Source organism: Leifsonia sp. KNZ13-11D (genome assembly GCF_056754895.1).
Genome location: NZ_JBPGWU010000001.1, coordinates 1420386 through 1444219, shown reverse-complemented (window position 1 = coordinate 1444219; position 23834 = coordinate 1420386). Strand labels below are relative to the sequence as shown.

General features: G+C 71.9%; 21 protein-coding genes. 8 read left to right on the top strand and 13 right to left on the bottom strand.

What is annotated here, in order from left to right:
- Window positions 1–112 precede the first annotated feature (112 nt).
- A complete protein-coding gene (locus tag ACR9Y5_RS07280; protein WP_481297339.1) occupies window positions 113–1594 on the top strand; it encodes a DEAD/DEAH box helicase in 1482 nt (493 codons plus the stop codon).
- A 105-nt stretch (window positions 1595–1699) separates the two neighbouring features.
- On the opposite strand, the gene ACR9Y5_RS07275 is transcribed toward ACR9Y5_RS07280, so the two are convergent.
- Entirely contained in the window at window positions 1700–2800 is a 1101-nt protein-coding gene (locus ACR9Y5_RS07275) for an aggregation-promoting factor C-terminal-like domain-containing protein (protein ID WP_481297338.1), read from the bottom strand.
- Between the two features lie 77 nt (window positions 2801–2877).
- A complete protein-coding gene (locus tag ACR9Y5_RS07270; RefSeq protein WP_481297337.1) occupies window positions 2878–3750 on the bottom strand; it encodes a PHP domain-containing protein in 873 nt (290 codons plus the stop codon).
- 24 nt (window positions 3751–3774) lie between these two features.
- On the opposite strand from ACR9Y5_RS07270, the gene ACR9Y5_RS07265 reads away from it, so the two are divergent.
- Window positions 3775–5313: an aminopeptidase P family protein gene (locus tag ACR9Y5_RS07265; RefSeq protein WP_481297336.1), complete on the top strand. Its 1539-nt coding sequence runs from the start codon at window positions 3775–3777 to the stop codon at window positions 5311–5313.
- An 88-nt stretch (window positions 5314–5401) separates the two neighbouring features.
- Here the strand turns inward: ACR9Y5_RS07265 and ACR9Y5_RS07260 are convergent, their stop codons facing one another.
- A complete protein-coding gene (locus ACR9Y5_RS07260; protein WP_481297335.1) occupies window positions 5402–6025 on the bottom strand; it encodes a YflT domain-containing protein in 624 nt (207 codons plus the stop codon).
- Between the two features lie 77 nt (window positions 6026–6102).
- Here ACR9Y5_RS07260 and ACR9Y5_RS07255 point away from each other — a divergent pair, with 77 nt between their 5' ends.
- Genes ACR9Y5_RS07255 through ACR9Y5_RS07245 form a run of 3 tightly spaced genes read left to right on the top strand, consistent with a single transcriptional unit; the run spans window position 6103 to window position 9098 of the window.
- Window positions 6103–7425 carry a magnesium transporter MgtE N-terminal domain-containing protein gene (locus ACR9Y5_RS07255; protein WP_481297334.1) on the top strand — a complete coding sequence of 441 codons (1323 nt, stop codon included), beginning with the start codon at window positions 6103–6105 and terminating at the stop codon, window positions 7423–7425.
- A complete protein-coding gene (locus tag ACR9Y5_RS07250; protein WP_481297333.1) occupies window positions 7412–7951 on the top strand; it encodes a DUF1003 domain-containing protein in 540 nt (179 codons plus the stop codon). Before ACR9Y5_RS07255 ends, ACR9Y5_RS07250 begins: the two co-directional genes overlap by 14 nt.
- Window positions 7944–9098, top strand: coding sequence for an Mrp/NBP35 family ATP-binding protein (locus ACR9Y5_RS07245; protein WP_481297332.1), 1155 nt, complete (start codon window positions 7944–7946; stop codon window positions 9096–9098). Before ACR9Y5_RS07250 ends, ACR9Y5_RS07245 begins: the two co-directional genes overlap by 8 nt.
- Window positions 9099–9155: 57 nt before the next feature.
- On the opposite strand, the gene ACR9Y5_RS07240 is transcribed toward ACR9Y5_RS07245, so the two are convergent.
- The 3 genes from ACR9Y5_RS07240 to ACR9Y5_RS07230 form a co-directional block, all read right to left on the bottom strand.
- The gene (locus tag ACR9Y5_RS07240) at window positions 9156–10637 is read right to left on the bottom strand and encodes a pyridoxal phosphate-dependent decarboxylase family protein (protein WP_481297331.1); all 1482 of its coding nucleotides are present in this window, start codon (window positions 10635–10637) and stop codon (window positions 9156–9158) included.
- Complete coding sequence (locus tag ACR9Y5_RS07235; protein ID WP_481297330.1) at window positions 10624–11994, bottom strand: MFS transporter; 1371 nt, start codon at window positions 11992–11994, stop codon at window positions 10624–10626. The genes ACR9Y5_RS07240 and ACR9Y5_RS07235 overlap by 14 nt, the downstream gene beginning before the upstream one ends.
- Window positions 11995–12101: 107 nt before the next feature.
- Window positions 12102–12464, bottom strand: coding sequence for a twin-arginine translocase TatA/TatE family subunit (locus ACR9Y5_RS07230; protein WP_481297329.1), 363 nt, complete (start codon window positions 12462–12464; stop codon window positions 12102–12104).
- Between the two features lie 97 nt (window positions 12465–12561).
- On the opposite strand from ACR9Y5_RS07230, the gene ACR9Y5_RS07225 reads away from it, so the two are divergent.
- The gene (locus tag ACR9Y5_RS07225; RefSeq protein ID WP_481297328.1) at window positions 12562–13194 is read left to right on the top strand and encodes an O-methyltransferase; all 633 of its coding nucleotides are present in this window, start codon (window positions 12562–12564) and stop codon (window positions 13192–13194) included.
- 64 nt (window positions 13195–13258) lie between these two features.
- Here ACR9Y5_RS07225 and ACR9Y5_RS07220 read toward each other — a convergent pair whose 3' ends face one another.
- The 3 genes from ACR9Y5_RS07220 to dapE all read right to left on the bottom strand — a co-directional run bounded on the left by ACR9Y5_RS07220 (window position 13259) and on the right by dapE (window position 15832).
- Complete coding sequence (locus ACR9Y5_RS07220; protein ID WP_310128484.1) at window positions 13259–13432, bottom strand: DUF3117 domain-containing protein; 174 nt, start codon at window positions 13430–13432, stop codon at window positions 13259–13261.
- A gap of 68 nt (window positions 13433–13500) precedes the next feature.
- Window positions 13501–14766: a hypothetical protein gene (locus ACR9Y5_RS07215; RefSeq protein ID WP_481297327.1), complete on the bottom strand. Its 1266-nt coding sequence runs from the start codon at window positions 14764–14766 to the stop codon at window positions 13501–13503.
- Complete coding sequence (gene dapE / locus ACR9Y5_RS07210; RefSeq protein WP_481297326.1) at window positions 14735–15832, bottom strand: succinyl-diaminopimelate desuccinylase; 1098 nt, start codon at window positions 15830–15832, stop codon at window positions 14735–14737. The genes ACR9Y5_RS07215 and dapE overlap by 32 nt, the downstream gene beginning before the upstream one ends.
- A 17-nt stretch (window positions 15833–15849) precedes the next feature.
- On the opposite strand from dapE, the gene dapD reads away from it, so the two are divergent.
- Window positions 15850–16839: a 2,3,4,5-tetrahydropyridine-2,6-dicarboxylate N-succinyltransferase gene (dapD, locus tag ACR9Y5_RS07205; protein ID WP_481297325.1), complete on the top strand. Its 990-nt coding sequence runs from the start codon at window positions 15850–15852 to the stop codon at window positions 16837–16839.
- A gap of 113 nt (window positions 16840–16952) precedes the next feature.
- Here the strand turns inward: dapD and ACR9Y5_RS07200 are convergent, their stop codons facing one another.
- The 3 genes from ACR9Y5_RS07200 to pdhA are packed head-to-tail and all read right to left on the bottom strand — an operon-like array spanning window position 16953 to window position 20505.
- A complete protein-coding gene (locus ACR9Y5_RS07200) occupies window positions 16953–18338 on the bottom strand; it encodes a dihydrolipoamide acetyltransferase family protein (protein ID WP_481297324.1) in 1386 nt (461 codons plus the stop codon).
- On the bottom strand, window positions 18338–19348 hold the full coding sequence (locus tag ACR9Y5_RS07195) for an alpha-ketoacid dehydrogenase subunit beta (protein ID WP_481297323.1): 1011 nt from the start codon (window positions 19346–19348) through the stop codon (window positions 18338–18340). Before ACR9Y5_RS07195 ends, ACR9Y5_RS07200 begins: the two co-directional genes overlap by 1 nt.
- A complete protein-coding gene (gene pdhA / locus ACR9Y5_RS07190) occupies window positions 19345–20505 on the bottom strand; it encodes a pyruvate dehydrogenase (acetyl-transferring) E1 component subunit alpha (protein WP_481297322.1) in 1161 nt (386 codons plus the stop codon). The genes ACR9Y5_RS07195 and pdhA overlap by 4 nt, the downstream gene beginning before the upstream one ends.
- Window positions 20506–20689: 184 nt before the next feature.
- On the opposite strand from pdhA, the gene ACR9Y5_RS07185 reads away from it, so the two are divergent.
- Entirely contained in the window at window positions 20690–21154 is a 465-nt protein-coding gene (locus ACR9Y5_RS07185) for an Lrp/AsnC family transcriptional regulator (protein ID WP_481297321.1), read from the top strand.
- 58 nt (window positions 21155–21212) lie between these two features.
- Here the strand turns inward: ACR9Y5_RS07185 and ACR9Y5_RS07180 are convergent, their stop codons facing one another.
- A complete protein-coding gene (locus tag ACR9Y5_RS07180; RefSeq protein WP_481297320.1) occupies window positions 21213–23507 on the bottom strand; it encodes a polyribonucleotide nucleotidyltransferase in 2295 nt (764 codons plus the stop codon).
- Window positions 23508–23834 lie beyond the last annotated feature (327 nt).

Here is a 23834-nt window from a genome sequence, read left to right as displayed (position 1 = left end):
ATCGGGACAGTCCAGTAGGCTGGTCACGCCGTCGGCGCAGGATCGACGGCCTCACGCCTGCGACAGAGAACAGGGCGTGGACCCTCCCATCGAATCGACAGGCATCGCACCAGTGACTTTCTCCGAACTCAACATCGACCAGGACATGGTGGACGCGCTCGCGGCCAAGGGCATCATCGAGCCGTTCCCCATCCAGGCGCAGACCATCCCCCTCGCCCTCACCGGGCAGGACATCATCGGCCAGGCCAAGACCGGCACCGGCAAGACGCTCGGCTTCGGCCTCCCGCTGATCCAGCGGCTCGGCCCGGACCCGGCGCCCGGCGTGAAGGCCCTGGTCGTCGTGCCGACCCGCGAGCTGGCCATCCAGGTCTACGAAGACCTCGAGACCGCCGCCGCCGGCCGCCCGACCTCCATCGCCGCCATCTACGGCGGCAAGGCGTACGAGGGCCAGATCGCGCAGCTCAAGGGCGGCGCGCAGATCGTCGTCGGAACCCCGGGCCGGCTCCTCGACCTCGCCGGCCAGCGCCTGCTGAGCCTGGCGAATGTGCAGGAGATGGTGCTCGACGAGGCCGACAAGATGCTCGACCTCGGCTTCCTCGCCGACATCGAGAAGCTCTTCGCGCAGACCTCCCCGACCCGTCACACCATGCTCTTCTCGGCCACGATGCCGGGCCCGATCGTCGCACTGGCGCGCCGGTTCATGACGCGCCCGGTGCACATCCGCGCGACCGACCCGGACGAGGGCCAGATCCAGGCCAACATCAAGCACCTCGTCTACCGGGCGCACTCGCTCGACAAGGACGAGGTGATCGCGCGCATCCTGCAGGCCGAGGGCCGTGGGAAGACCGTCATCTTCACGCGCACCAAGCGCGCCGCCGCCAAGCTGGTCGAGGAGCTGAACGACCGCGGCTTCAATGCGGCGGCCGTGCACGGCGACCTGAACCAGGAGCAGCGGGAGCGCGCGATGGCCGCGTTCAAGGCCGGCAAGAAGGACATCCTCATCGCCACGGACGTCGCGGCGCGCGGAATCGACGTGGACGACGTCACGCACGTCATCAACCACACCATCCCGGACGACGACAAGACCTACCTGCACCGTGCGGGCCGCACCGGCCGTGCGGGCAAGACCGGCATCGCCGTGACCTTCGTCGACTGGGAGGACCTGCACAAGTGGGCCCTCATCAACCGGGCGCTGGAGTTCGGCCAGCCCGAGCCGACCGAGACCTACTCGTCGTCGCCGCACCTGTTCAGCGACCTCGACATCCCGGCGGGCGCCAAGGGCCGGCTGAAGTCCACGCCGGCGGTCAAGGCGCCGGAGACCCCGCGCGGCGGCCGCACCGACTCGAGCGGCCCGGAGGCGTCCGAGCGCTCCGGCAGCCGCCGTCGGCGCCGTACGGGCGGGTCGGGCGGGTCCGCCCCGGGTGGCGCGCCCGAGGCGCCGGCCGAGGGCGGCCAGGCGTCCGAGGGCGCAGAGCAGAAGGCCGCCGCGGGCACGCACGACGGCGGCGGCTCGCAGCACCGCGACGGCAACAGCGCGCCGCGCCGGCGTCGCCGCCGTTCGCGCGGCGGCTCCCCCGCGACCCCCGCCAGCTGACCGCGTCCGTCCATTCGCCGAAGTGCACGTCGTTGCGGTCGACACGCCGTGCGACCGCGCAACAACGTGCACTTCGGCGAAAGGGGGGCGATCAGTGACAGCGGGTCAGTACCAGTTGGGGTCGTGGCTCATCTCGAAGTTCCAGGCGGCGCAGGGGGATCCGTACGCGCGGTTGATGTAGTCGAGGCCCCAGTTCACCTGGGTGTTCTGGTTCGTCATCCAGTCGGGGCCCGCGCTCGCCATCTTGCTGGCCGGCAGCGCCTGCGGGATGCCGTAGGCGCCGCTCGAGGTGTTGTAGGCGTCGGCGCGCCAGCCCGACTCGTGGTTCCAGAGCTTGATCAGGCACCCCATCTGGTCCTGGCCCCAGCCGAAGGCCGAGAGGCGGCTCGAGGCGTACGCCTGCGCTGCAGCCGGGTCGACCACCATGCCGGGCGGAGGCGCGAAGCCGTCGGACCCGCCACCGGAGTTGGCGGCCTGCTGGGCGGCCTGTGCCGCCGCGACGCCCTCGGCGTACTTCTGCTCGACCGACGCCTCGGTGTTCTTCAGCGATGCCAGCTGCGCGTAGAGCGTGTTCGCGTGCTGCTTCTGGTCGGCGAGCTGCGCATCCGCCGCCTGCTTCGCCGCCGTGGCCACGTCGAGCGCCTTCTTGGCGGCTGTCGCGAGCTGATCGCGGATGGTCTGCGCCGCCGCCGCCTGTGCGCTCAGCGAGGCGGCCAGGTTCTTCTGCGCGTTCGCCTGGGCGAACAAGGCGCTGGAGCGGTCCGCCAGCTTGGCCACGGCGCCCAGCTGGTAGAGCAGCGAATCGGACCGCGAGGCGTTCGGGCTGAGGAACAGCCGCAGGGACACGGAGGAGGTGCCCGCCCGGGTGAGCTGCTCGGCGAGCGTGCCGCTCTGCGCCTTCAGCTCGTCGGCTTTCGCCCCGGCCGCCTGCGCGCGCTGGGCCAGGTCCTGCGCCTTCGCGGTCGCCGTCTGAAGCGCCGCCTCGGCCGTGCCGTACTCCCCGAGGCGCTTGACCGCGAGGTCGCCCGCGGCGTTTGCCGCGGTCTGGAGGCTCTGGAGCAGGCCGTTGATGCGATCCACCTCGGCCTGGGCGGCCGCTGCGTTGTTCTTGGCGGCCTGCACGTCATCCCACGACGGGTAGCTGTCCGCGCTGGCGGGGGCAGCGCCTCCCGCGATGACCAGAGCAGCCGTCAGGGCGGCAGCCACTGCGGATCCTCGCCAGAACCGTCTCACCCGTGCACCTCGCTTCTCCCCCGTCCGGGGTCCAGGGTACGGGCCGATCGTCATGGAGCGTAGAAAGGCGCCGCGCCTGTCGCTTCTTCGATCATCGCGTCGACCACCTCGGGGTCGGTGGTGTTCTCGCCCAGCCGGTTGGGCTTGCCGGCACCGTGGTAGTCGCTGGACCCGGTGATCCGGAGGCCGTACCGGTTCGCCAGCTCGCGCAGCCGGGCGACGCCGTCGGCGGTGTTCTCACGGTGGTCGAGCTCCAGCCCGAACAGTCCGGCGTCGACCAGGCGGCGCAGCCGGTCCTCGGGGATGACGCGGCTGCGGCCTCCCGTCGCAGGATGCGCGAGCACCGGCAGCCCGCCCGCACCGCGGATCAGGCGGACGCCGGTGAGCGGCTCCGGCGCATAGTGCGGCTGGAAGTACCCGCTCCGCCAGTGCAGGATGCCGGCGAAGGCGGCGCTGCGGTCGGACGCGAGCCCGCGGGCGACGAGCGCGTCGGCGATGTGCGGCCGTCCGACCGTCGCGCCTTCCGTCGCCTGCGCCAGGACGTCGTCCCAGGTGATGTCGTAATCCTCCGAGATGCGCCGGACCATGTCCTCGGCACGGCGCATCCGCCCATCCCGGATGCGCAGCGTCTCGGCCGTGAGCGGCTCGTTCGTCGGATCGAACAGGTAGCCGAGCATGTGGACGCTGGCGAACTCGATGCGCGTGGACAGCTCCATGCCCGGGATGACCGTGACGCCGACGCGGGAGGACTCGGCCGCCGCATCCGCCCAGCCGGCGGTCGAGTCGTGGTCGGTGATCGCGACCGTCCCGAGACCGGCTGCCGCAGCGGCGCGGACCAGCTCGGCCGGGGTCTCGGTCCCGTCCGAGACGCTCGAGTGCGTGTGCAGGTCGACGGGGCCGCGGAACCGTCGCGCATCAGCCATGCTCACCATCCTAGGAGTGGAAGAATGGTCGGCATGTCGCAGTCCACCAACGTCACGGCCGACCAGGCGCCCCGCGCCACCCAGAACCGCTCGACGACCCCCGGGTCGGACGCGTTCCGCGAGTACATCGGGAGCGGATGGGCGGACCGGCCGGAGATCGTCCCGGGTGCCCGCCGGCAGGCCGCGTACGCGGCGGCCCGTCGTGCGCGGATCTCGGAGCTGTTCCCGGGCAAGCGGCTCATCGTCCCGGCCGGCCGGCTGAAGCAGCGGTCGAACGACACCGACTTCCCGTTCCGCGCGCACTCCGCCTTCGCGCACCTCACCGGCTGGGGCTCCGACTCGGAGCCCGGCAGCGTGCTCGTGCTCGAGCCGACCGCGTCCGGTCACGACGCGACCCTGTACTTCCGCGAGCGCGCCGGGCGCGACTCGGACGAGTTCTACGCGAATCCCGAGATCGGCGAGTTCTGGATCGGCCCGCGCCCGTCGCTCGCGCAGGTCGCGGGCGACCTGAATCTCCCCACCCGGGGCATTGCCGAGCTGCAGGCCGTACTCGACGCGGTGGACGGCGACACGATCGTGCTGCGCGAGGCGGACCGGGCGATCACCGACGAGGTGGATGCGGCCCGCCTGCTGCTGGGGACGGGCGCCGACGCCTCCGACGGCGCCGGCGGTGAGCTCGACCCCGAGGACCACACCGACGACGACAAGCTCGCCCGCGACCTCTCCGAGCTGCGGCTGATCAAGGACGACTTCGAGGTCGGCGAGCTGCGCGCCGCGGTCGCCGCGACCGCCCGCGGCTTCGAGGACGTCATCGCGGACCTGCCCCGGATCACCGCGCACCCGCGCGGCGAGCGACTGGTGGAGGGCGTCTTCAACGGCCGGGCGCGCGCCGATGGCAACGCGGTCGGCTACGACACGATCGCGGCGAGCGGACCGCACGCGTGCATCCTGCACTGGACCAGGAACGACGGACCCGTGGTGCCCGGCGACCTCATCCTCATGGACGCCGGTGTGGAGCTGGACAGCTACTACACCGCGGACATCACGCGCACGTTCCCGGTCGACGGGACGTTCAGCGAGACGCAGCGCCTGATCTACGAGGCGGTGCTGGAGGCGGCGGACGCGGCGTTCGCGATCGTGCGCCCGGGCATCCGCTTCCGCGAGATCCACGCGACCGCGATGGCCGTCATCGCGCGCAAGACCGCCGAGTGGGGGCTGCTGCCGGTGACGGCGGAGGAGGCGCTGGAGGCGGACAACCAGCAGCACCGCCGCTACATGGTGCACGGCACGAGCCACCACCTGGGCCTCGACGTGCACGATTGCGCGCAGGCGCGGCGCGAGCTCTACCTCGACGGGGTGCTGGAGCGCGGGATGGTGTTCACCATCGAGCCGGGGCTGTACTTCCAGCCCGACGACCTGACGGTGCCGGAGCGGTTCCGCGGCATCGGCGTGCGGATCGAGGACAACATCCTCGTGACGGCCGACGGCGCCGAGAACCTCTCGGCGGCCATCCCGCGCACCCCCGACGCCGTCGAGGCCTGGGTGCGCCGCCTCTCCCGCTGACCCGCGGTTTCCCCGTCGCCGAAGTGCACGTTGTTGTGCGGTCGCACGGCGTGTCGACCGCAACGACGTGCACCTCGGCGGAGAAGCGCTACGCGGGGGGCGCGGGCGGGAGGTCGTCGCCCGCGGGCGGCGCAGCAGCCGGGGGCGCGGGCGGCGGGTCGGATGGGTGCTGCGGCTGTGCGGGCGGCGTCCAGCCCTTCGGCGCTGCGGGCTGCTGCTGCTCCGCTCCCCCGCTCGCGAGCAGGTTGCGGGCGCGGTTGCCGAGCTCCGAGTCGACGAGCACCGAGTAGCTGGTCGCGATCACCTGCTGCACCGACGTGAAGTCGCGGCGCCGGCGGTTGACGGCGTACGAGACGATGCCCCACAGCATCCCGAAGCCCGCGCCGAGCAGGAGGGCGGCGAGAACGAAGGCCAGGCTGACCGTCGGCGAGAAGATCACCAGCAGCAGGCCGAAGAAGATGCCCAGCCAGGCGCCCGAGGCGGCCCCGGCGAGTGCCACGCGACCCCAGGTGAGCTTGCCGGTGACGCGCTCGACGCTCTTCAGGTCGCTGCCGACGATGGAGACCTTGTCGACGGGGAAGTCGGCGCGGGCCAGCACATCCACCGCCTCCTGAGCCTCGGGGTAGCTCTCGAAGGTGGCCACGACCTCACCGCGCGGCAGCGTCGGGAAGAGGATGCGGTTGCGCCCGTTCAGGGACCCAGGTGTGCTCATGCGCCCATTGTCCCATCCGGGACTGCGCCGGGCCCAGCGACCAGCCGTCGTTCACCCGCGAGGACTAGGTTATGAGGGTGAGTGCCGCCAGAGTCTTCGTCGCCCGTCTCGCCGGGACGACCGTGTTCGACCCCGTGGGAGACCGGGTCGGGAAGGTCCGTGATGTCCTGGTCGTGTACAGGAAGAACGATCCTCCGCGGGTCGTCGGGCTGATCGTCGAGATCCCCGGAAAACGCCGTGTCTTCCTCTCGATCGGGCGCGTCACCAGCATCGGCAGCGGCCAGATCATCACGAACGGCATCATCAACGTGCGGCGCTTCGAGCAGCGCGGCGGAGAAGTGCGCGTCATCGCCGAGCTGCTGGGCCGCCGCGTGGTGTTCGCCGACGGCAGCGGTGAGGCGACGATCGAGGACGTCGCGATCGAGGAGACGGACACCGGCGACTGGGCCGTCAGTCAGCTGTTCGTGCGCAAGCCGAAGACCGGCCCCTCGCCCTTCGGAAAGGGCGCGACGGCCTTCGTGTCCTGGAACGAGGTGCGCGAGAAGCAGAACCGCGGCGAGGCGCAGTCCGCCGAGCAGCTGATCGCGACCTACTCCGAGCTGAAGCCGGCCGACCTCGCCAACACCCTCCTCGACCTGCCGCAGCAGCGGATGCTCGAGGTTGCCGAGGAGCTGCCCGACGACCGCCTGGCGGACGTGCTGGAGGAGATGCCGGAGAGCGAGCAGGTGCAGATCCTCGCCAAGCTCGACGACGACCGCGCCGCCGATGTGCTCGACCAGATGCAGCCCGACGACGCCGCCGACCTGATCGCCCAGCTCTCCGACGAGCGCGGCGAGCACCTGCTGGAACTGATGGAGCCCGAGGAGGCTGAGGACGTCCGCATGCTCCTCAGCTACAACCCGGACACCGCGGGCGGCCTGATGACCACGGAGCCGATCATCGTGTCCGCCGACGCGACCGTCGCGGAGGGTCTGGCGCTCATCCGCCGTCACGAGCTCGCACCGGCCCTCGGGGCAGCGGTGTGCGTGACGCTCCCGCCCTACGAGGCGCCGACCGGCCGCTTCCTCGGCGTCGTGCACTTCCAGCGGATGCTGCGCTACCCGCCACACGTGCGCCTCGGCACGCTGCTCGACCCGGGGTTGGAGCCGGTCACGGCCGACACCTCCGCGGCCGAGGTGTCGCGCATCCTCGCCTCGTACAACCTGGTCTCCGTGCCGGTCGTGGACGACAAGCACCGTCTCGTCGGGGTGGTGACCATCGACGACATCCTCGACTACCTGCTCCCCGACGACTGGCGAAGTCAAGACGAGGACGAGCCCGTGAAACGCACGGCGCCGTCCGACGAGACCGGCAGCATCCGCATCGTGAACGGAAGGAGGGGCGGAAGTGGCACGAGGTAGGCAGGGTTCGGGGCTCGACGCCCCCAAGGGGCTCGACACGCCCAAGGGACTGCGGACGCCGGTGCTCCGCCGCGACCCCATGGAGTCGAGCGACCGCTTCGGGCGGTTCACCGAGTGGATCGCCCGAGCCATGGGCACCCCGTGGTTCGTGCTCGGGCTGACGATCTTCGTCATCGCCTGGATGGCGTGGAACACGCTGACCCCCAAGACGTGGCGGTTCGACTCCGCCGACCTGGGCTTCATCACCCTCACCCTGGTGCTGTCGCTGCAGGCGTCGTATGCCGCACCGCTCATCCTGCTCGCGCAGAACCGGCAGGACGACCGCGACCGCGTGCAGATCGAGCAGGATCGGCAGCGGGCCGAGCGCAACCTCGCCGACACGGAGTACCTGGCGCGCGAGGTCGTCGCGCTGCGGCTCGCCGTGAAGGACATGGCGACCAAGGACTTCATCCGGGCCGAGCTGAGATCCCTGCTCGAAGACCTGGAGCGGACCGAGGCGGGCGAGGGCGAGCAAGCACGTGCCTGAGCGTGGCGCCGACCTCGCGGGCGCCGTGCGGAGCGCGCTCGCGGCGGTGCTCGATCCGGAGATCCGCAAGCCGATCACCGAGCTCGACATGGTGGGCGACGTCACGGTGGATGCGGAGGGCCGTGCCGCGGTCAGCATCAAGCTGACGATCGTCGGCTGCCCGGCCGCCGACGCCATCGAGCGGGACGTGCGGGCGGCGACCTCCGCCGTCCCGGGCGTCACCGCCGCGGAGGTCGACGTCACGGTCATGACGCCCGCCGAACGGCGCGCCCTGACGGACAAGCTGCGGGCCGGGCGTCCGGCGCGCGGGGCGCAGTTCGGCCCGGACTCGCTGACCCGCGTGTACGCCGTGACCAGCGGCAAGGGCGGCGTCGGCAAGTCGACGCTCACCGCCAACCTGGCGGTCGCCCTGGCGGAGCGCGGCCTGCGGGTGGGCATCGTGGATGCCGACGTGCACGGCTTCTCGATCCCCGGCATCCTGGGCCTGACCGACGAGAACGGCGTGGCGCCGCGTCCCACCCGGGTGGACGACATGATCCTGCCGCCGGTCGCCTACGGGGTGAAGGTGGTCTCCATCGGGATGTTCGTGGACTCCGCCTCGGCGGCGGTCGCCTGGCGCGGCCCGATGCTGCACCGGACCATCCAGCAGTTCCTGTCCGACGTGTTCTTCGGCGACCTGGATGTGCTGCTCCTCGACCTGCCGCCCGGCACCGGCGACGTGGCCATCTCGGTCGGCCAGCTGCTGCCGACGGCCGAGGTGCTCGTCGTCACGACCCCGCAGCCCGCCGCGGCCGACGTCGCGGAGCGCAGCGGCGTCGTCGCCCGCCAGACCGGCCAGCGCGTCATCGGCGTCATCGAGAACATGGCGGGACTGGTGCAGCCGGACGGCAGCATCCTCGACCTGTTCGGCACCGGCGGCGGCGCGGAGGTCGCCCGGCGGCTGTCGGCCGGCCAGGCCGAGGAGGTGCCGCTGCTCGCGAGCGTGCCGCTCAGCATCCCGTTGCGCGCGGGCGGCGACACGGGCGCGCCCATCGTCGTGACCGACCCGGCGGACCCGGCTGCCGCCGCGATCCGCGCGGTCGCGGACCGGCTCGCCACCCGCACCCGCAGCCTGGCGGGCCGCAAGCTCGGCCTCTCCGTGCGCTGACGCGCCGACGCGCCGGTTCGAGCAGCGACTCACCACTCGCGGGCGGAACCGCGTGCGTCAGGCGTCGGGCGGCTCGACGGCGCGCGCGAGGAGTTCGACCAGCAGGCGCTCGGCGACCGGGCGCGGCAGCGCCTCGACGAGGGCGAGCAGCGGGGCCTGCTCGTCCGGGAGACCGGGCGTCGCCGCTCCCGTCAGGCCGAGCGTGCTCAGGATGTGCGCAGCGGTCGCAGAGTCGGGCACCGCGCCGGCGGGCAGCGGCGGAAGCGCCGTGAGCATCGCCTCAGGGTCCACTGCAGGGACGCCGCGCGCCTCGTTCGCGGCCCCGCGCAGCGCCGCCTCCAGCTCGTCCAGGCGACCCTCCGTCACCGGGGTGATCGTGAGGTGCGTGGTGTGCGGCAGACGTGTGCCGTCGGGCTGCGCGAGCCCCGGCTGAAGTTGCAGGATCCAGCCCCGGCGACGCGCCCGGTCCGCCCAGTGGTGCGGGTCGACGCGCCGCTCGGCGGGCACCGCGTCGTCGGCGGCGACCGCGAGCAGGGGCCCGGTCGGCTCGCCGACCACGCGCAGGCCCTCGATGTCGCCCACGATGTCCCGCAGGCCGCGGGTGGCGCGCCGGCACGACTCCGCCAGCTCGGCGAAGCCGCGGGCGCCGAGCGCCTGCACGATCGCCCACGACGCGGCCAGCGCCCCGGCCGACTTGGAGCCGAGGAGCGTCGCGTTGACGACCGGGTACCCCGGCCAGCCGGTCGTCGCGAAATACTGCCGGCGCTGGCGGTCGCGCCCCCGCTGCAGCAGCACGCTCGCGCCCTTCGGGGCGTAGCCGTACTTGTGCAGGTCCGCGGACACGCTGGTGACGCCCGCGACGCGGAAGTCCCAGGCGGGCAGCGCCGAACCGTCGGCCGCGCGCCAGAACGGCAGGATCCAGCCGCCGATGCAGGCGTCGACGTGGCACGCGACGCCCGCGTCCTCGCACGCCGCAGCGACGGCCCCCACGGGGTCGAGGATCGCATACGGGTACGACGGGGCCGAGACGACGACGAGCGCGACGTCCGGGCCGATCCGCCGGATGACGTTCCCGGCGTCGACGCGGCCGCTCACCGCATCCACCGGCACCAGGTCGAGCGCGAGGTCGAACAGCGCTGCAGCCTTCTGGAACGCCGCGTGCACCGTCACCGGCGCCACCAGCCTCGGCGTCCCCGTTCCTCCCGCGGCGCGCCAGACGTCGCGGGCGGTCTTGACGGCGAGGAGGCAGGACTCGGTGCCTCCGGACGTGACGGAGCCGACCACGTCGTCGTCGCCGTGCAGCAGCTCACGAGCGAACGCCACGACCTCCCGCTCCATCACCGCGACCGAGGTGAACGTCGTCGGGTCGAGGCCGTTCACCGGCTGCACCAGCCGCATCGCCTCGGTGGCGAGCCGGTCGAGCTCCGGCATCCCGGAGTCGTACACGTAGCTGAGGACGCGTCCGCCGTGGGTGGGGGCGTCGGCCTCGCGGAGGGCGGAGAGCCGGGACAGGATCGCCCCGGCGTCAAAGGACGTCATCGATGTCTCCCTTCCGCAGCCGGTAGCGCGCGAGCGGCACCAGACTGATCGCGATGATCGCGGCGGGCACCAGGCTGAAGCTGAGCGCGATCCCCGCGACCGCACTCGCCGGCTGGCCGGCAGCATCCGCGACGGTCGCGCTGCGCGAGACGTACCCGCTGACGGCGAGGACGATGCTGAGAACGGTGGCGCCGAGCGCCATCCCGGTGGTCTCCCCCGCGGTCCACATGCCGCCGAAGGTCCCGGCCCGGCCCTCGCCGTTGCGGCGGGCGTCGTACGAGATCACGTCCGGCAGCATCGCCATCGGCAGCGACTGCATCCCGGCGTACGCGGCGCCGGCCACGGCGACGGGCGCGTAGACCCACGCGCCGGGCGCCCACAGCAGACCCACCATGGAGAGGGCGGCGACGGCGAACAGGATGCTCGCGGCGACGAACCCGCGCTCCTTGCCGATCCGGCGGGCGATCACGCCCCACAGCGGCGCGACGACCAGCGCGGGCGCGATCAGCGCGACGAAGAGGAACGTGACCGCGTCCTCCGAGTGCAGCACCCAGGTGGCCACGTAGTTCGCCCCGGCGAGCATCAGACCGGTGGCGAGCCCCTGCAGGAGGAACGTCAGCAGCAGGACGCGGAACGGCTGGCTCTCGCGCAGCACGCGCACACCCGCGGCGTAGTTCGACCGCACGGTCGCGAACATGCTCTCGCGCGGCGGGACCACGCCGCTCGGGAGTCCGCGCGGCGCCACGAACGCGGAGACCAGCATCCCGGCGCCGATCACCACGCCGGCGACCAGGGCCATCAGCAGATAGCCCGCGAACGAGTTGCCGCCGCCGAGGGTGCGCAGCGCCGGACCCCCGGCGCCGAACAGCAGGATCGCGAACGTCAGCACGACGACGCGCCAGGTGAGCAGCCGCGTGCGCTGGTCGTAGCCGGAGGCGAGCTCCGCCGGCAGGGCGATGTACGGCACCTGGAACAGGCTGAACGCGGTGGCCGTCAGCACGAACGCGACCAGCACCCAGACGGCCGCGGCACCGACGGCCGTCCCCGGAGGCACGGCGAAGGTGAGCACGAAGAAGACCGGCAGAGCGATCGCGCCGAGCAGCATCATCGGACGGCGCGAGCCGCGCACGGCGAGCATCCGGTCGCTGCGGGCGCCGATCACCGGGTCGATGAGCACATCCCACACCTTGGCGACGGTCACGACGACGCCTGCGACGATCGCCGCGACGCCGAGCGAGTCGGTGAGGTAGTAGACGAGCACCAGGCCCGGGAGCGTGGCGAACCCGCCCGTCCCCAGGGAGCCGACGGCGTAGCGCGCGACGGTCGCCCGGGTCAGCGACTGCTCCGTTGCGATCATGTCCGCAGCGTAGTGGATGCGCGCCCGCGGACCGCGCCGCAGTGCCGACGGCCGGGTCAGGCCGACGGCCGGGTCAGGCGGACGGCCGGGTCAGGCGGACGGCCGGGTCAGGTGGACTCGGTGTCGAACGGCGGCATCGCGCCCGCCGCCAGCGGCATCCTCCGCTGCGCGTAGGCCGACTGCGTCACCGGCTTGATCGCGCTCGCGGGCTCCGCGGAGTCCTCCAGCAGTGCCTCGCGGATGATGCGCCGCGGGTCGTACTGCCGGGGGTCGAGCTTCTTCCAGTCGACCTCGTCGAACTCGGGGCCCATCTCGTCGCGCATGCGGTCCTTCGCACCATTGGCGAAGTCGCGCAGCGAGCGCACCAGCTGACCGAGCTTGGCGGCGTACGCGGGCAGGCGTTCGGGCCCGATGACGAACGCCGCGATGACCGCGACGATCAGCAGCTTGTCGAAGGTGAGCCCGAACACCATTCCAGAGTATCGCGGCGGTGCCTGCACGGATGCCGCGGGAGCCGACCGTATCCTCGGAGTTGACCACGAAACGCGGTCGATCGACGGGAGCACTGTGTCAGACAAGGACTCGAACTGGAGGTTCGCCGACGACGTCGTCGTGGAGAGCGAGGTGATCGCCCGCGCCCGGCAGCAGTCGCTGGAGCTGGGCGTCGAGCCGATCTCGCCGGCGACGGGCGCGCAGGTCGCCGTGGTGGTCGCCGCGACCCGGGCGGAGAACGTGGTCGAGATCGGAACGGGCGTCGGGGTCTCCGGTCTCTGGCTGCTCACCGGCGGCACGGAGGCGCAGCTCACCTCGATCGACGTCGAGGTCGAGTACCAGCAGCACGCGCGCGCCTTCTTCACCGAGGCGGGCATCCCGTCGAACCGGGTGCGCCTCATCCCGGGCCGGGCGCTCGAGGTGCTCCCCCGCATGAACGAGAACTCCTACGACATCGTCTTCATCGACGCCGACCCGCAGTCGGTCATCGAGTACGTCGAGCACGGTCTGCGCCTGGTGCGGCCGGGCGGCACGGTCCTCGTCGCCCGCGCGCTGTGGCGCGGCCGTGTCGCCGACCCCGCCGCCCGCGACGAGGTCGCCACCGGCTTCCGCACCCTGATCACCGAGACGTCGGCCTCCGGGGCCGTCATCAGCGCCCTGTCGCCGGCAGGCGAGGGGCTGCTGCAGATCACGAAACTCGCCCCGTAACGGCACCACATGCGAGAAGGGCCCCGATCGGTTCGATCGGGGCCCTTCTCGTTGCAAACGTTGGTCAGGCGGAGGTCACGACGTTCGCAAGGGCGTCGTGGAGCTCTTTGGCTTCCGCGTCGTTGACGGAGACCACCAGTCGTCCCCCACCCTCGAGCGGCACACGCACGATGATGAGCCGTCCCTCCTTCACAGCCTCCATTGGCCCGTCCCCGGTCCTCGGCTTCATGGCCGCCATGCAGCTCCCCTTTCGTGGATGTCCTCCCATTATCCGCCATCCGTGCGGGCCTGCGGAAATCGTGGGCATCACGGAGGTGACCAGTCGTATCCGTCGATCGACCAGCAGACGGCCACCCAGCCCACCTGGAGGGCCAGGAAGAGCGCCACCATGCCCACCCGGTACACGCGGCTGCGGGGCAGCGCCATCGCGCCGAGCAGCGGGAACAGCGGCATCAGGAGGCGGAACGTGCTCGACTGCGGGAAGAACACGGCGAGCAGGTAGAGGGAGTACGCGGCGATCCAGAACCGCAGATCGACGCCCAGCCGCCGCACCGCGGGCGAGAACAGCAGCACCGCGAACAGGGCGACCAGGACGATCAGCGCGACCACGCCGACCCACCCGGGCAGTCCGAGCATCGCGCTCGCCCACCAGTCGGCGCCCTGGAACCACGGGGTGAACGGCAGGAGCTGCGCGAACCCGATGTACGGAGCGCGCCAGGCGAGCTCGGTGTCGGTGTAGGCCGTGAGCGACCCGGTCCCGATCGCGGCGACGGCGGGCCAGGCAAGGCCCGCGAGCCCGCTGAACACCGTCAGCGCGACACTCAGGATGCGCTCGCGCGCGGGGAACGGATCCTCGCGCCGGCGGAACCACCTGTAGCCGACGTGCAGCGCGAGCGCCAGGGCGAAGGCGAGCCCGCTCGGCCGGGTGACGGCCATCGCCAGCACGACCGGGAACAGCCAGCCGTAGCGACGCTCGACGAGGAGGAGCAGCGCCACGGCCAGCAGCAGGATGTAGAGCGACTCGGCGTAGGCCACCTGGAACAGCGGGGCCACGGGAGCCACGCAGAACAGGACGACCGCGAACAGGCTCTGCGACGGGCCCAGCCCGACCCGCCGCATCAGCCGGTGGAAGACCAGCGCGGCACCGGCTCCCGCCAGGAACGAGACGAGCACCGCGGCCACCGGCCACGGCGCGCGGGTGACGAACATCACCGCATCCACCAGGCCCGGGTACCCCGGCATGAACGCCCAGGCGTTCTCGCTCACGTGCACGCCGTCGCTCGTCGGCAGGGCGGCAGGGTACCCGGAGGCCGCGACGATCTCGTACCAGCGTCCGTCCCAGATGTTGGCGAAGGTGAAGTAGTCCGGCGACGCGGACGTCCACGCGTTCGGGCCCTCGGCGGCCGCGAAGATCAGCAGGATGACGGTGGTGACGACGCGCGAGGCCACGTAGACGGCGAGGACGCGCACCCACCAGGACGCCCACCATGCGCCGCGCCCGGTCTCGCGCCGGCCGACGGTCTCCGCGCTCGCGCCCGGGTCAGCGGGCGCCTGCACCCGTGAGCCAGGCACGCAGCCCCTCCTCCACCGCGACGATCTGCTCCACGTCGACGCGCTCGTCGTCGGCGTGCGCCTTCAGCGGGTCGCCCGGGCCGTAGTTCACCGCGGGGATGCCCAGAGCGCTGAACCGAGCCACGTCCGTCCACCCGTACTTCGGCTTGGCCACGCCGCCGACCGCGGCGACGAACTCCTGGGCGAGCGGAGCATCCAGGCCAGGGCGGGCGCCGTCCGCGCGGTCGACGACCGTGATCTCGTAGTCGCCGAAGAGCTCGTACATGTGCTCGATGGCCTCCTGCGAGCTGCGCGAGGGCGCGAACCGGTAGTTGATGTGCACCATGCACTCGTCCGGGATGATGTTGCCCGCCACCCCGCCGGAGATGCCGACGGCGTTGAGGCCCTCCTTGTAGACGAGGCCGTCGACCTCGACCTCGCGCGCCCGATACGCGGCGAGGATGTCGAGGATCGGCGCGGCCTTGTGGATGGCGTTGTCGCCCACCCAGCCCCGCGCCGAGTGCGCGCGCAGGCCGTAGGTGCGCACCTCCACGCGCAGGTTGCCGTTGCAGCCGCCCTCGACGACGCCGTTGCTCGGCTCGCCGAGGATGCCGAAGTCGCCGACGAATAGGTCGGGGCGGTTGCGGGCGAGGCGGCCGAGGCCGTTGAGCTCGGCGTTGACCTCCTCGTGGTCGTACCACATCCACGTCACGTCGACGGCGGGGTCGGTGAGCTCGGCGGCCAGTTTCAGCTGCACCGCGACGCCGGCCTTCATGTCGACCGTGCCGCGGCCCCAGAGGTAGCGGATGCCGTCGTGCTTCTCGAAACGGGTGGGCAGATTGCCGTTCAGCGGCACGGTGTCGATGTGACCGGCGATCAGCGCGCGCCGCTCCCGGCCGAGGTTCGTGCGGGCGACGACCGCGTCGCCGTCGCGGATCACCTCCAGGTGCGGCAGCCCGCTGAGCGCGGCTTCGATCGCGTCGGCCAGCGTCCTCTCGTCGCCGGAGACCGACTCGATGTCGCACAGCTGACGGGTCAGCTCGATGGAGGTGGTGCTGAGGTCCAGGGGCACGCTGCTGTTCTGCACCCTACTAACCTAGGGGCATGCCTTCCGACGTGCCTGACAGTTCCGCCGCGCCCGCCGCTCCCCGCTCCGCCTGGGGATACGGCCTCGCCACCGTCGCTGCCGACGGGACCGTGCTCGACACCTGGTTCCCGCAGCCGCGGCTGGGAACGCTGCCCGCCGGGCGCGACCGCTGGATCGCCCCGGCCGAGCTGGAGGAGCTGGCCGGCGACGACCCGCGCCGCGCCGTCCGCATCGACATCGTGACCGTCGAGATCGAGCTGGATGCGCCTCCCGCGTCGACCCCGGACGCCTACCTGCGCCTGCACCTGCTCTCCCACCTGCTGGTGCGCCCCAACGGGCTGAACCTCGACGGCATCTTCGCGCACCTCCCCACGGTCGCCTGGACCAACGCCGGCCCGGTCGACCCGGCCGACCTCGACCGCCTGCGTCCCCGGCTGCAGCGCGCGGGCATCCAGGTCTCGGGCATCGACAAGTTCCCGCGGCTGCTCGACTACGTGACGCCCGAGCGCGTGCGGATCGCGGACGCCTCTCGCGTCCGGCTCGGAGCGCACCTGGCGCCCGGCACGACCGTGATGCACGAGGGCTTCGTCAACTACAACGCGGGCACGCTCGGCACCTCGATGGTCGAGGGGCGCATCTCGCAGGGGGTGGTGGTCGGAAACGGTTCCGACATCGGCGGGGGCGCGTCCATCATGGGCACGCTGTCCGGCGGCGGGACGCACCGCGTCTCCATCGGCGAGCGCGCGCTCCTGGGCGCGAACTCGGGCATCGGCATCTCCATCGGCGACGACTCCGTGGTCGAGGCCGGCCTCTACGTGACCGCCGGGACGAAGGTGGTGCTCGTCGGCGAGGCGCCCACCGCCGACGGCCGCCCCCGCACCGTCAAGGCTGCCGAGCTGTCCGGGATGCCCGGCCTGCTCTTCCGCCGCAACTCCCTCACGGGCGCCGTCGAGGTGCTCCGCCGCGCCGGCACCGGCGTCGAGCTGAACGCCGCCCTCCACGCCTGACCCCGCCCCCTCCCCCCTCCCCCCTCCGTCGAGTACACGAAAAGTGCACGCGCGCGCGGCGTGTTGCGTGCACTTTTCGTGTACTCGACGGGGGACGCAGGGGGCGGAGGGGGTTAGAGCATGGCGAGGGTCGAGGCGGGGTCGGCGAGGATGCGGCCGATGTCGGCGAGGAAGCGCGAGGCCTGCTCGCCGTCGACGATGCGGTGGTCGAACGAGAGCGCCAAGGTGAGCACCTCGCGGAGGGCGATGGCGCCCCCGTACTCCCACGGCTGACGCCGCACGGCGCCGACCGCGAGGATCGCCGCCTCCCCCGGCGTCAGGATGGGCGTGCCCGCATCCACGCCGAACACTCCGACGTTGGTGATCGTGATCGTCCCGCCGCTCAGGTCGGCGGGCGCGGTGCGCCCGGCGCGTGCGGTCTCGGCGAGCGACCGGATCGCGCCCGCGATGCCGGCGAGCGACAGCCCGTCCGCATCCCGGATCACCGGGACCATCAGCCCGCGCGGCGTCGCCGCCGCGATGCCGAGGTGCACGTACTCCGTCTGGACGATCTCGTTCGCGGCGTCGTCCCAGCGGGCGTTCACCTCGGGCGTGCGGCGCACGGCGATCAGCAGCGCCTCGGCCACGACGGCCAGGAGCCCCGGCCGCACCTCCGCGAACTCCGGCCGGGCGCGGAGGCGCCCCACGAGCTCGGTGGTCGGCGTGACGTCGATCGTCAGGAACACGGTCGCCTGCGGCGCGCCGAACGCGCTGCGCACCATCGCCTCGGCCGTGGCCTTGCGGACGCCACGGATCGGGATGCGCGTCTCGCGCGACCCGGCTGACGCCGGCGCGGATGCGGGCGACGCCTCACGCTCGACGTAGGACTGCACGTCGCTCCGCGTGATCAGCCCGCGGTCGCCCGACCCGACGACGGAGGCCAGGTCGATCCCGTGCTCCCGCGCGAACTTGCGCACCGGCGGCGTCGCCCGCGGGCGCTCCGCCAGCGCGACCGGCGACGCCGACGGCGACGGCGACGGCGACGGCGACGGCGACGGCGACGGCGACACCGGGCCGGCCACCCGGGCGGATGCCGCAACGGCTCGCTCGGGCGATCCCGCCGCCACCGCCAGCCCGGGTCGCGGACGCCTCGCCGGACGGGTGCCCGACTCCGGCCGCGCCCCGTACCCCACCAGCGTCGGCTCGCGCTTCTCCGCATCCACCGGCGCCTCAGGCGAACCCGCCCCCTCGGGCGCCGGCTCCGGGGCCGGCTCCCCCACATCCACCTCGAACGCCACCAGCGGCTCCCCGACCGCCACCGTGACGCCCGGCTCCACGAACAACCGGGACACCCGCCCGTCGTACGGCGCGGGCAGCTCGACCAGCGCCTTCGCGGTCTCCACCTCCGCGATGATCTGGTTGAGGTGAACCGTGTCGCCGACGGCGACCTTCCACGCCACCAGCTCCGACTCGGTCAGTCCCTCGCCGAGGTCGGGCAGCGCGAACTCGCGGACGGCCATCAGTCCTCCACCCCGGTCAGCGAGTTGGGCCGGTCCATCGCACGGTCGATGCCGTCCAGGATGCGGTCGAGGTCCGGCAGGTGCGCCGCCTCGAGCCGTGCCGGCGGGTACGGGATGTCGTGCCCGGTGACGCGCACCGGCGCGTGCTCCAGGTGGTAGAAGCAGCGCTCGGTGATGGATGCGGAGATCTCGGCCGCGAGGCCGCCCGAGAGCGCCGCTTCGTGGGTCACGACCAGGCGGCCCGTGCGCTTCACGGAGGCCACCACGGTGTCGAGGTCGAGCGGCGAGAGCGAGCGGAGGTCGATCACCTCGACCGAGACGCCGTCGTCGCCCGCCGCGAGCGCGGCGTCGCGCGCGAGCTGCACCAGGCCGCCGTACGTGACCAACGTCACGTCGGTGCCCTGCGTGAGCACCCGCGCGGTGCCCATCGGGCGCGCGTCCGCGAGGGGCGCATCCTCGTCCACGTCGCCCTTGGCGTGGTACCGGCGCTTGGGCTCGAAGAAGAGCACCGGGTCGTCGGACGCGATCGCCTGCTGGATCATCGTGAAGGCGTCCTGAGGATCGGACGGGCTCACGACGCGCAGCCCCGCCGTATGGGCGAAGTACGCCTCGGGCGAGTCGGAGTGGTGCTCCGCCGACCCGATACCGCCCGCGAACGGCACCCGGATGACGATCGGCATGCGCACCGCGCCCTGGGTGCGGTAGTGCATCCGCGCCACCTGGTTCACGATCTGGTCGAAGGCCGGGTAGATGAACCCGTCGAACTGGATCTCGACCACCGGACGGTAGCCGCGGTACGCCATGCCGACCGCGGTGCCGAGGATGCCGGACTCGGCGAGCGGCGAATCCATCACCCGTCGCGGGCCGAACTCGGTCTGCAGGCCGTCGGTGACGCGGAAGACGCCGCCGAGCGTGCCGATGTCCTCGCCCATCAGGACGACCCGGTCGTCGGCGGTCAGTGCCTTGCGGAGGCCGGCGTTGATGGCCTTCGCCATGCTCAGTGCGGTCATCGGCTGTCGCTCCCCACGAACGTGCGCAGGTAGCGCGAGTAGTGGTCGCGCTGGCGGGCGAGACCGGTGTGCGGCTCCGCGTACACGTGGTCGAACACGGACAGCGGCTCCGGGTCGCTGAGCGCGGTGATGCCGGCGCGCATCTCGGCCGCCACGGCGTCCGCCTTGGCGATGATGCCGGCCATGCGCTCGTCGGTCAGGGCGCCCTGGGCGTTCAGGTACGCCTCCACACGGCTCACCGGATCCTTGCCGCGCCACTCGTCGAGCTCGGCGGCGTCGCGGTAGCGGGTCGGGTCGTCGGCCGTGGTGTGCGGTCCCATCCGGTAGGTGACCGCCTCGATGAAGGTCGGGCCGCCGCCGCTGCGGGCGCGGTCGAGGGCGGCGCGCGTGACGGCGAGCACGGCGAGCACGTCGTTCCCGTCGACGCGGATGCTCGGCACCCCGAACCCCGGCGCGCGGTCCGCGATGGGACGCTGCGCCTGCAGCGACACCGGCTCGGAGATCGCGTACTGGTTGTTCTGGCAGAAGAAGATGACCGGGGCGGCGTAGGTCGCGGCGAAGATGAGCGCCTCGTTCACGTCGCCCTCGCTGGTGGCGCCGTCGCCGAAGTACGCGACCGCCACGGCATCCGTGCCGTCGGCCTGGATGCCGAGGGCGTAGCCGGTCGCGTGCAAGGTCTGCGCGCCGATGATGACCTGCGGGGTCGCCATGTTGATGTCGTACGGGTTCCAGCCGCTCTGGGTGGTGCCGCGCCAGACGCGCAGCAGGTCGACGAGGCCGGCGCCGCGGCAGTAGGCGACGCCGTGCTCGCGGTAGCTGGAGAAGACGAAGTCGTCGTGACGCAGGGCGCGGCCGGAGCCGATCTGCGCGGCCTCCTGGCCGAGCAGCGGCGGCCAGAGTCCCAGCTCGCCCTGGCGCTGCAGCGCGGTGGCCTCGGCGTCGATGCGCCGGATGACCCGCATGTCCTCGTACAGCGCGAGCAGCTGGTCGGTTCCGATGTCGGAGACCCAGGCGTCGTAGCGGTCGTCCGCGTGGCGGACGCCGCCGGCGTCGAGCAGGCGTACCACGTCGATCCCACCGAGCCCGAGCTCGCCGAGGGATTCGAGGTCCGAGTGGGTGCCACCCCGACGGGTGGCCGGCTGATTGTCGATCGTCACGGTTCACGCAACCTTCACTCTCGCGCCCGGCCGTCGCTGCTTGTGGCGCGCACGACCGGCTTCCGGCCTCCTTGCCGGAATTAGTGGGAAGGCTACGCTGTGCGGTCAGCCCGCACAACCATCGGCGTGTCGACCGTGCAGGGTGCTCTATGCAGCGCACGCGGCGACTGCTAGCTTTCACACTATGCGCAGCTTCGACAGCACCGACCGCCGCATCCTCCTGGCGCTCGCGGACGACCCGCGATCGACCAACGTCTCCCTCGCCGACCGGCTCGGCCTCAGCCGCAACACCGTGCAGGCGCGGGTCGCCGAGCTGGAGCGCAGCGGTGCGTTCCTCTCGTTCGAACGGCGGATCTCGGCACGTGTCGCCGGGTACCCGCTGGCGGCGTTCGTCAACGTGCACGTGCAGCAGCAACGGCTGGCCGCCGTGGTGGAGTCGCTGGCCGCGATCCCGGAGATCGTGCAGGCGCACGGCCTCTCGGGCCCGTCGGACCTGCTGCTGCGGGTGGTCTGCGTCGACGCCGAGGACCTCTTCCGGATCACCGGCATCATCCAGTCCACCGACGGCGTCGACCGCGCCGAGACATCCCTCGACATGGGCGAGCTCATCCCCTACCGCCTGCGCCCCCTCCTCACCCGAGACGCCTGACGGGAAACGCAGAAGGCCGCGCCGACAGCAGTCGGCGCGGCCTTCGTGTGCAGAGGGGTTACGCCTCGGCAGGGGCCTCGACCGGGGTCTCGGCCGCGGGGGCGGGGGCCTCGGCGGACTCGTCGGCGATCACCGGGGCGAGCGACAGCTTTCCGCGGTCGTCGATCTTGGTGATCTCCACCAGGATCTTCTGGCCGACACCGAGCACGTCCTCGACGTTCTCCACGCGCTTGCCACCGGCGAGCTTGCGGACCTCCGAGATGTGCAGCAGGCCGTCCTTGCCCGGGAGCAGCGAGACGAACGCACCGAACGCGGCGATCTTGACGACGGTTCCGAGGAACTGCTCGCCGACCTCCGGGTTGGTGGGGTTCGCGATCGCGTTCACCTGGGCACGGGCCGCCTCGGCCGACGGGCCGTCGGTGGCGCCGATGTAGACGGTGCCGTCCTCCTCGATGGAGATCTCGGCGCCGGTCTCGTCCTGGATCGCGTTGATCGTCTTGCCCTTCGGGCCGATCAGCTCGCCGATCTTGTCGACCGGGATCTGGACCGAGATCACGCGGGGCGCGGTCGGGGCCATCTCGTCCGGACGGTCGATCGCGGCGTTGAGCACGCTCAGGATGGTGGTGCGCGCGTCCTTCGCCTGCTTCAGCGCGCCGGCCAGCACCGACGACGGGATGCCGTCGAGCTTGGTGTCGAGCTGGATCGCGGTGACGAACTCGCTCGTGCCGGCGACCTTGAAGTCCATGTCGCCCAGCGCGTCCTCGGCGCCCAGGATGTCGGTGAGCGCCGCGTAGCGGGTCTCACCGTCGACGACGTCGGAGATCAGGCCCATGGCGATGCCGGCGACCGGGGCGCGCAGCGGCACACCGGCGTTCAGCAGCGACAGGGTGGAGGCGCAGACGGAGCCCATCGACGTCGAGCCGTTGGAGCCGAGAGCCTCGGACACCTGGCGGATCGCGTAGGGGAACTCGTCGCGGCTGGGCAGCACCGGCACGAGGGCGCGCTCGGCGAGGTAGCCGTGCCCGATCTCGCGACGCTTCGGCGACCCGACGCGGCCGGTCTCACCGGTCGAGTAGGGCGGGAAGTTGTAGTGGTGCAGGTAGCGCTTCTTCGTGACGGGCGACAGCGAGTCGATCTGCTGCTCCATCTTGAGCATGTTCAGCGTGGTGACGCCCAGGATCTGGGTCTCGCCGCGCTGGAAGATGGCCGAACCGTGGACGCGCGGGATGACCTGCACCTCGGCGTCGAGCGGACGGATGTCCGTGAGCCCGCGGCCGTCGATGCGGATGCCCTCGCGCAGCACGCGGCCGCGCATGACGACCTTCGAGACCGACTTGTAGGCGGCGGAGAACTGCGTCAGCACCTCGGGGTCGAGCACGCCGGCCTCGACCTTCTCGGTCAGGGCGACCTTGACGCGCTCCTTGAGGGCGTCGTCGGCGTTCTGGCGCTCGATCTTGTCGGCGATCTGGTAGACGTTCACGAGCTCGTCGTAGGCGAGGCCCGCGACGTTGTCGTAGGTCTCCTGCGAGTAGGGCAGGAACACCGGGTAGTCGGCGATCGCCTTGGCGGCCTGCTCGGCGATGACGTTCTGCGCGCCGACGAGCTGGCGGATGAACGGCTTCGCCGCCTCCAGGCCCTGCGCGACGATGTCCTCGTTCGGCTTGACCGCTCCACCCTGGATCAGGTTCCAGCTGTTCTCGGTGGCCTCGGCCTCGACCATCATGATCGCGACGTCGCCCTCCGAGCCGTCCTCGTTGGTGAGCACGCGGCCCGCGACGACGAGGTCGAACACGGCCTCCTCGAGCTGCGAGGCCTTCGGGAACGCGATCCACTGGTCCTCGTGGGTGCCGTTGCCGGGGATGAGCGCGAGGCGCACACCGGCGATCGGGCCGGAGAACGGCAGACCGGAGATCTGCGTGGAGGCGCTGGCCGCGTTGATGGCCAGAGCGTCGTAGAACTCGTCCGGGGCGATGCTCAGGACGGTGATGACGATCTGCACCTCGTTGCGGAGGCCCTCGACGAACGAGGGGCGCAGCGGCCGGTCGATCAGACGGCAGACCAGGATCGCCTCGGTGGAGGGGCGGCCCTCGCGACGGAAGAACGAGCCGGGGATCTTGCCGGCGGCGTACGAGCGCTCCTCGACGTCGACGGTCAGCGGGAAGAAGTCGAAGTTGTCCTTCGGGTGCTTGCTGGCGCTGGTGGCGCTCAGCAGCATGGTCTCCTCGTCGAGGTAGGCGGCGACGGCGCCCTGTGCCTGCTGGGCGAGGCGTCCGGTCTCGAACCGGACCGTGCGGGTGCCGAAGCGGCCGTTGTCGAGAACGGCTTCGGCGAATTTGATTTCAGGACCTTCCAAGAGGTCTTTCTCCTTTGTTTAACGTCGCTGTCCCGTGTGGACGCGACTGTCATTCAAGGAGCAGGAACAGGCAGTTCGACACGTCGTGTGTACGCGGCATCCCATGCGGGTCGCGTGGGCTGAGCCCGTCTGGCCATCAGTAGAAATACACGGTTGCGGGCCGCTCTCGCTGCCACCGCATCCGGATACCACCACCGAGGACCAGCTCCTGCCAGCCTGCTCCGGGTTCCTTCTCGGTATTGAGTTGGATGGACGGCGCTCGGCCGACCACCAGCATCCTATCAGTCGGGCCCGTGCAGTGGGTGGATGCGGAGCGGTGCCGGGGCC

Bases quoted from the DNA above. Each gene is read 5' to 3' on its own strand.
- ACR9Y5_RS07270 (WP_481297337.1), bottom strand. From the start codon at position 3,750: ATGGCTGATGCGCGACGGTTCCGCGGCCCCGTCGACCTGCACACGCAC.
- ACR9Y5_RS07265 (WP_481297336.1), top strand. From the start codon at position 3,775: ATGGTCGGCATGTCGCAGTCCACCAACGTCACGGCCGACCAGGCGCCC.
- ACR9Y5_RS07260 (WP_481297335.1), bottom strand. From the start codon at position 6,025: ATGAGCACACCTGGGTCCCTGAACGGGCGCAACCGCATCCTCTTCCCG.
- ACR9Y5_RS07240 (WP_481297331.1), bottom strand. From the start codon at position 10,637: ATGACGTCCTTTGACGCCGGGGCGATCCTGTCCCGGCTCTCCGCCCTC.
- ACR9Y5_RS07235 (WP_481297330.1), bottom strand. From the start codon at position 11,994: ATGATCGCAACGGAGCAGTCGCTGACCCGGGCGACCGTCGCGCGCTAC.
- ACR9Y5_RS07220 (WP_310128484.1), bottom strand. From the start codon at position 13,432: ATGGCGGCCATGAAGCCGAGGACCGGGGACGGGCCAATGGAGGCTGTG.
- dapD (WP_481297325.1), top strand. From the start codon at position 15,850: ATGCCTTCCGACGTGCCTGACAGTTCCGCCGCGCCCGCCGCTCCCCGC.
- ACR9Y5_RS07200 (WP_481297324.1), bottom strand. From the start codon at position 18,338: ATGGCCGTCCGCGAGTTCGCGCTGCCCGACCTCGGCGAGGGACTGACC.
- ACR9Y5_RS07195 (WP_481297323.1), bottom strand. From the start codon at position 19,348: ATGACCGCACTGAGCATGGCGAAGGCCATCAACGCCGGCCTCCGCAAG.
- ACR9Y5_RS07185 (WP_481297321.1), top strand. From the start codon at position 20,690: ATGCGCAGCTTCGACAGCACCGACCGCCGCATCCTCCTGGCGCTCGCG.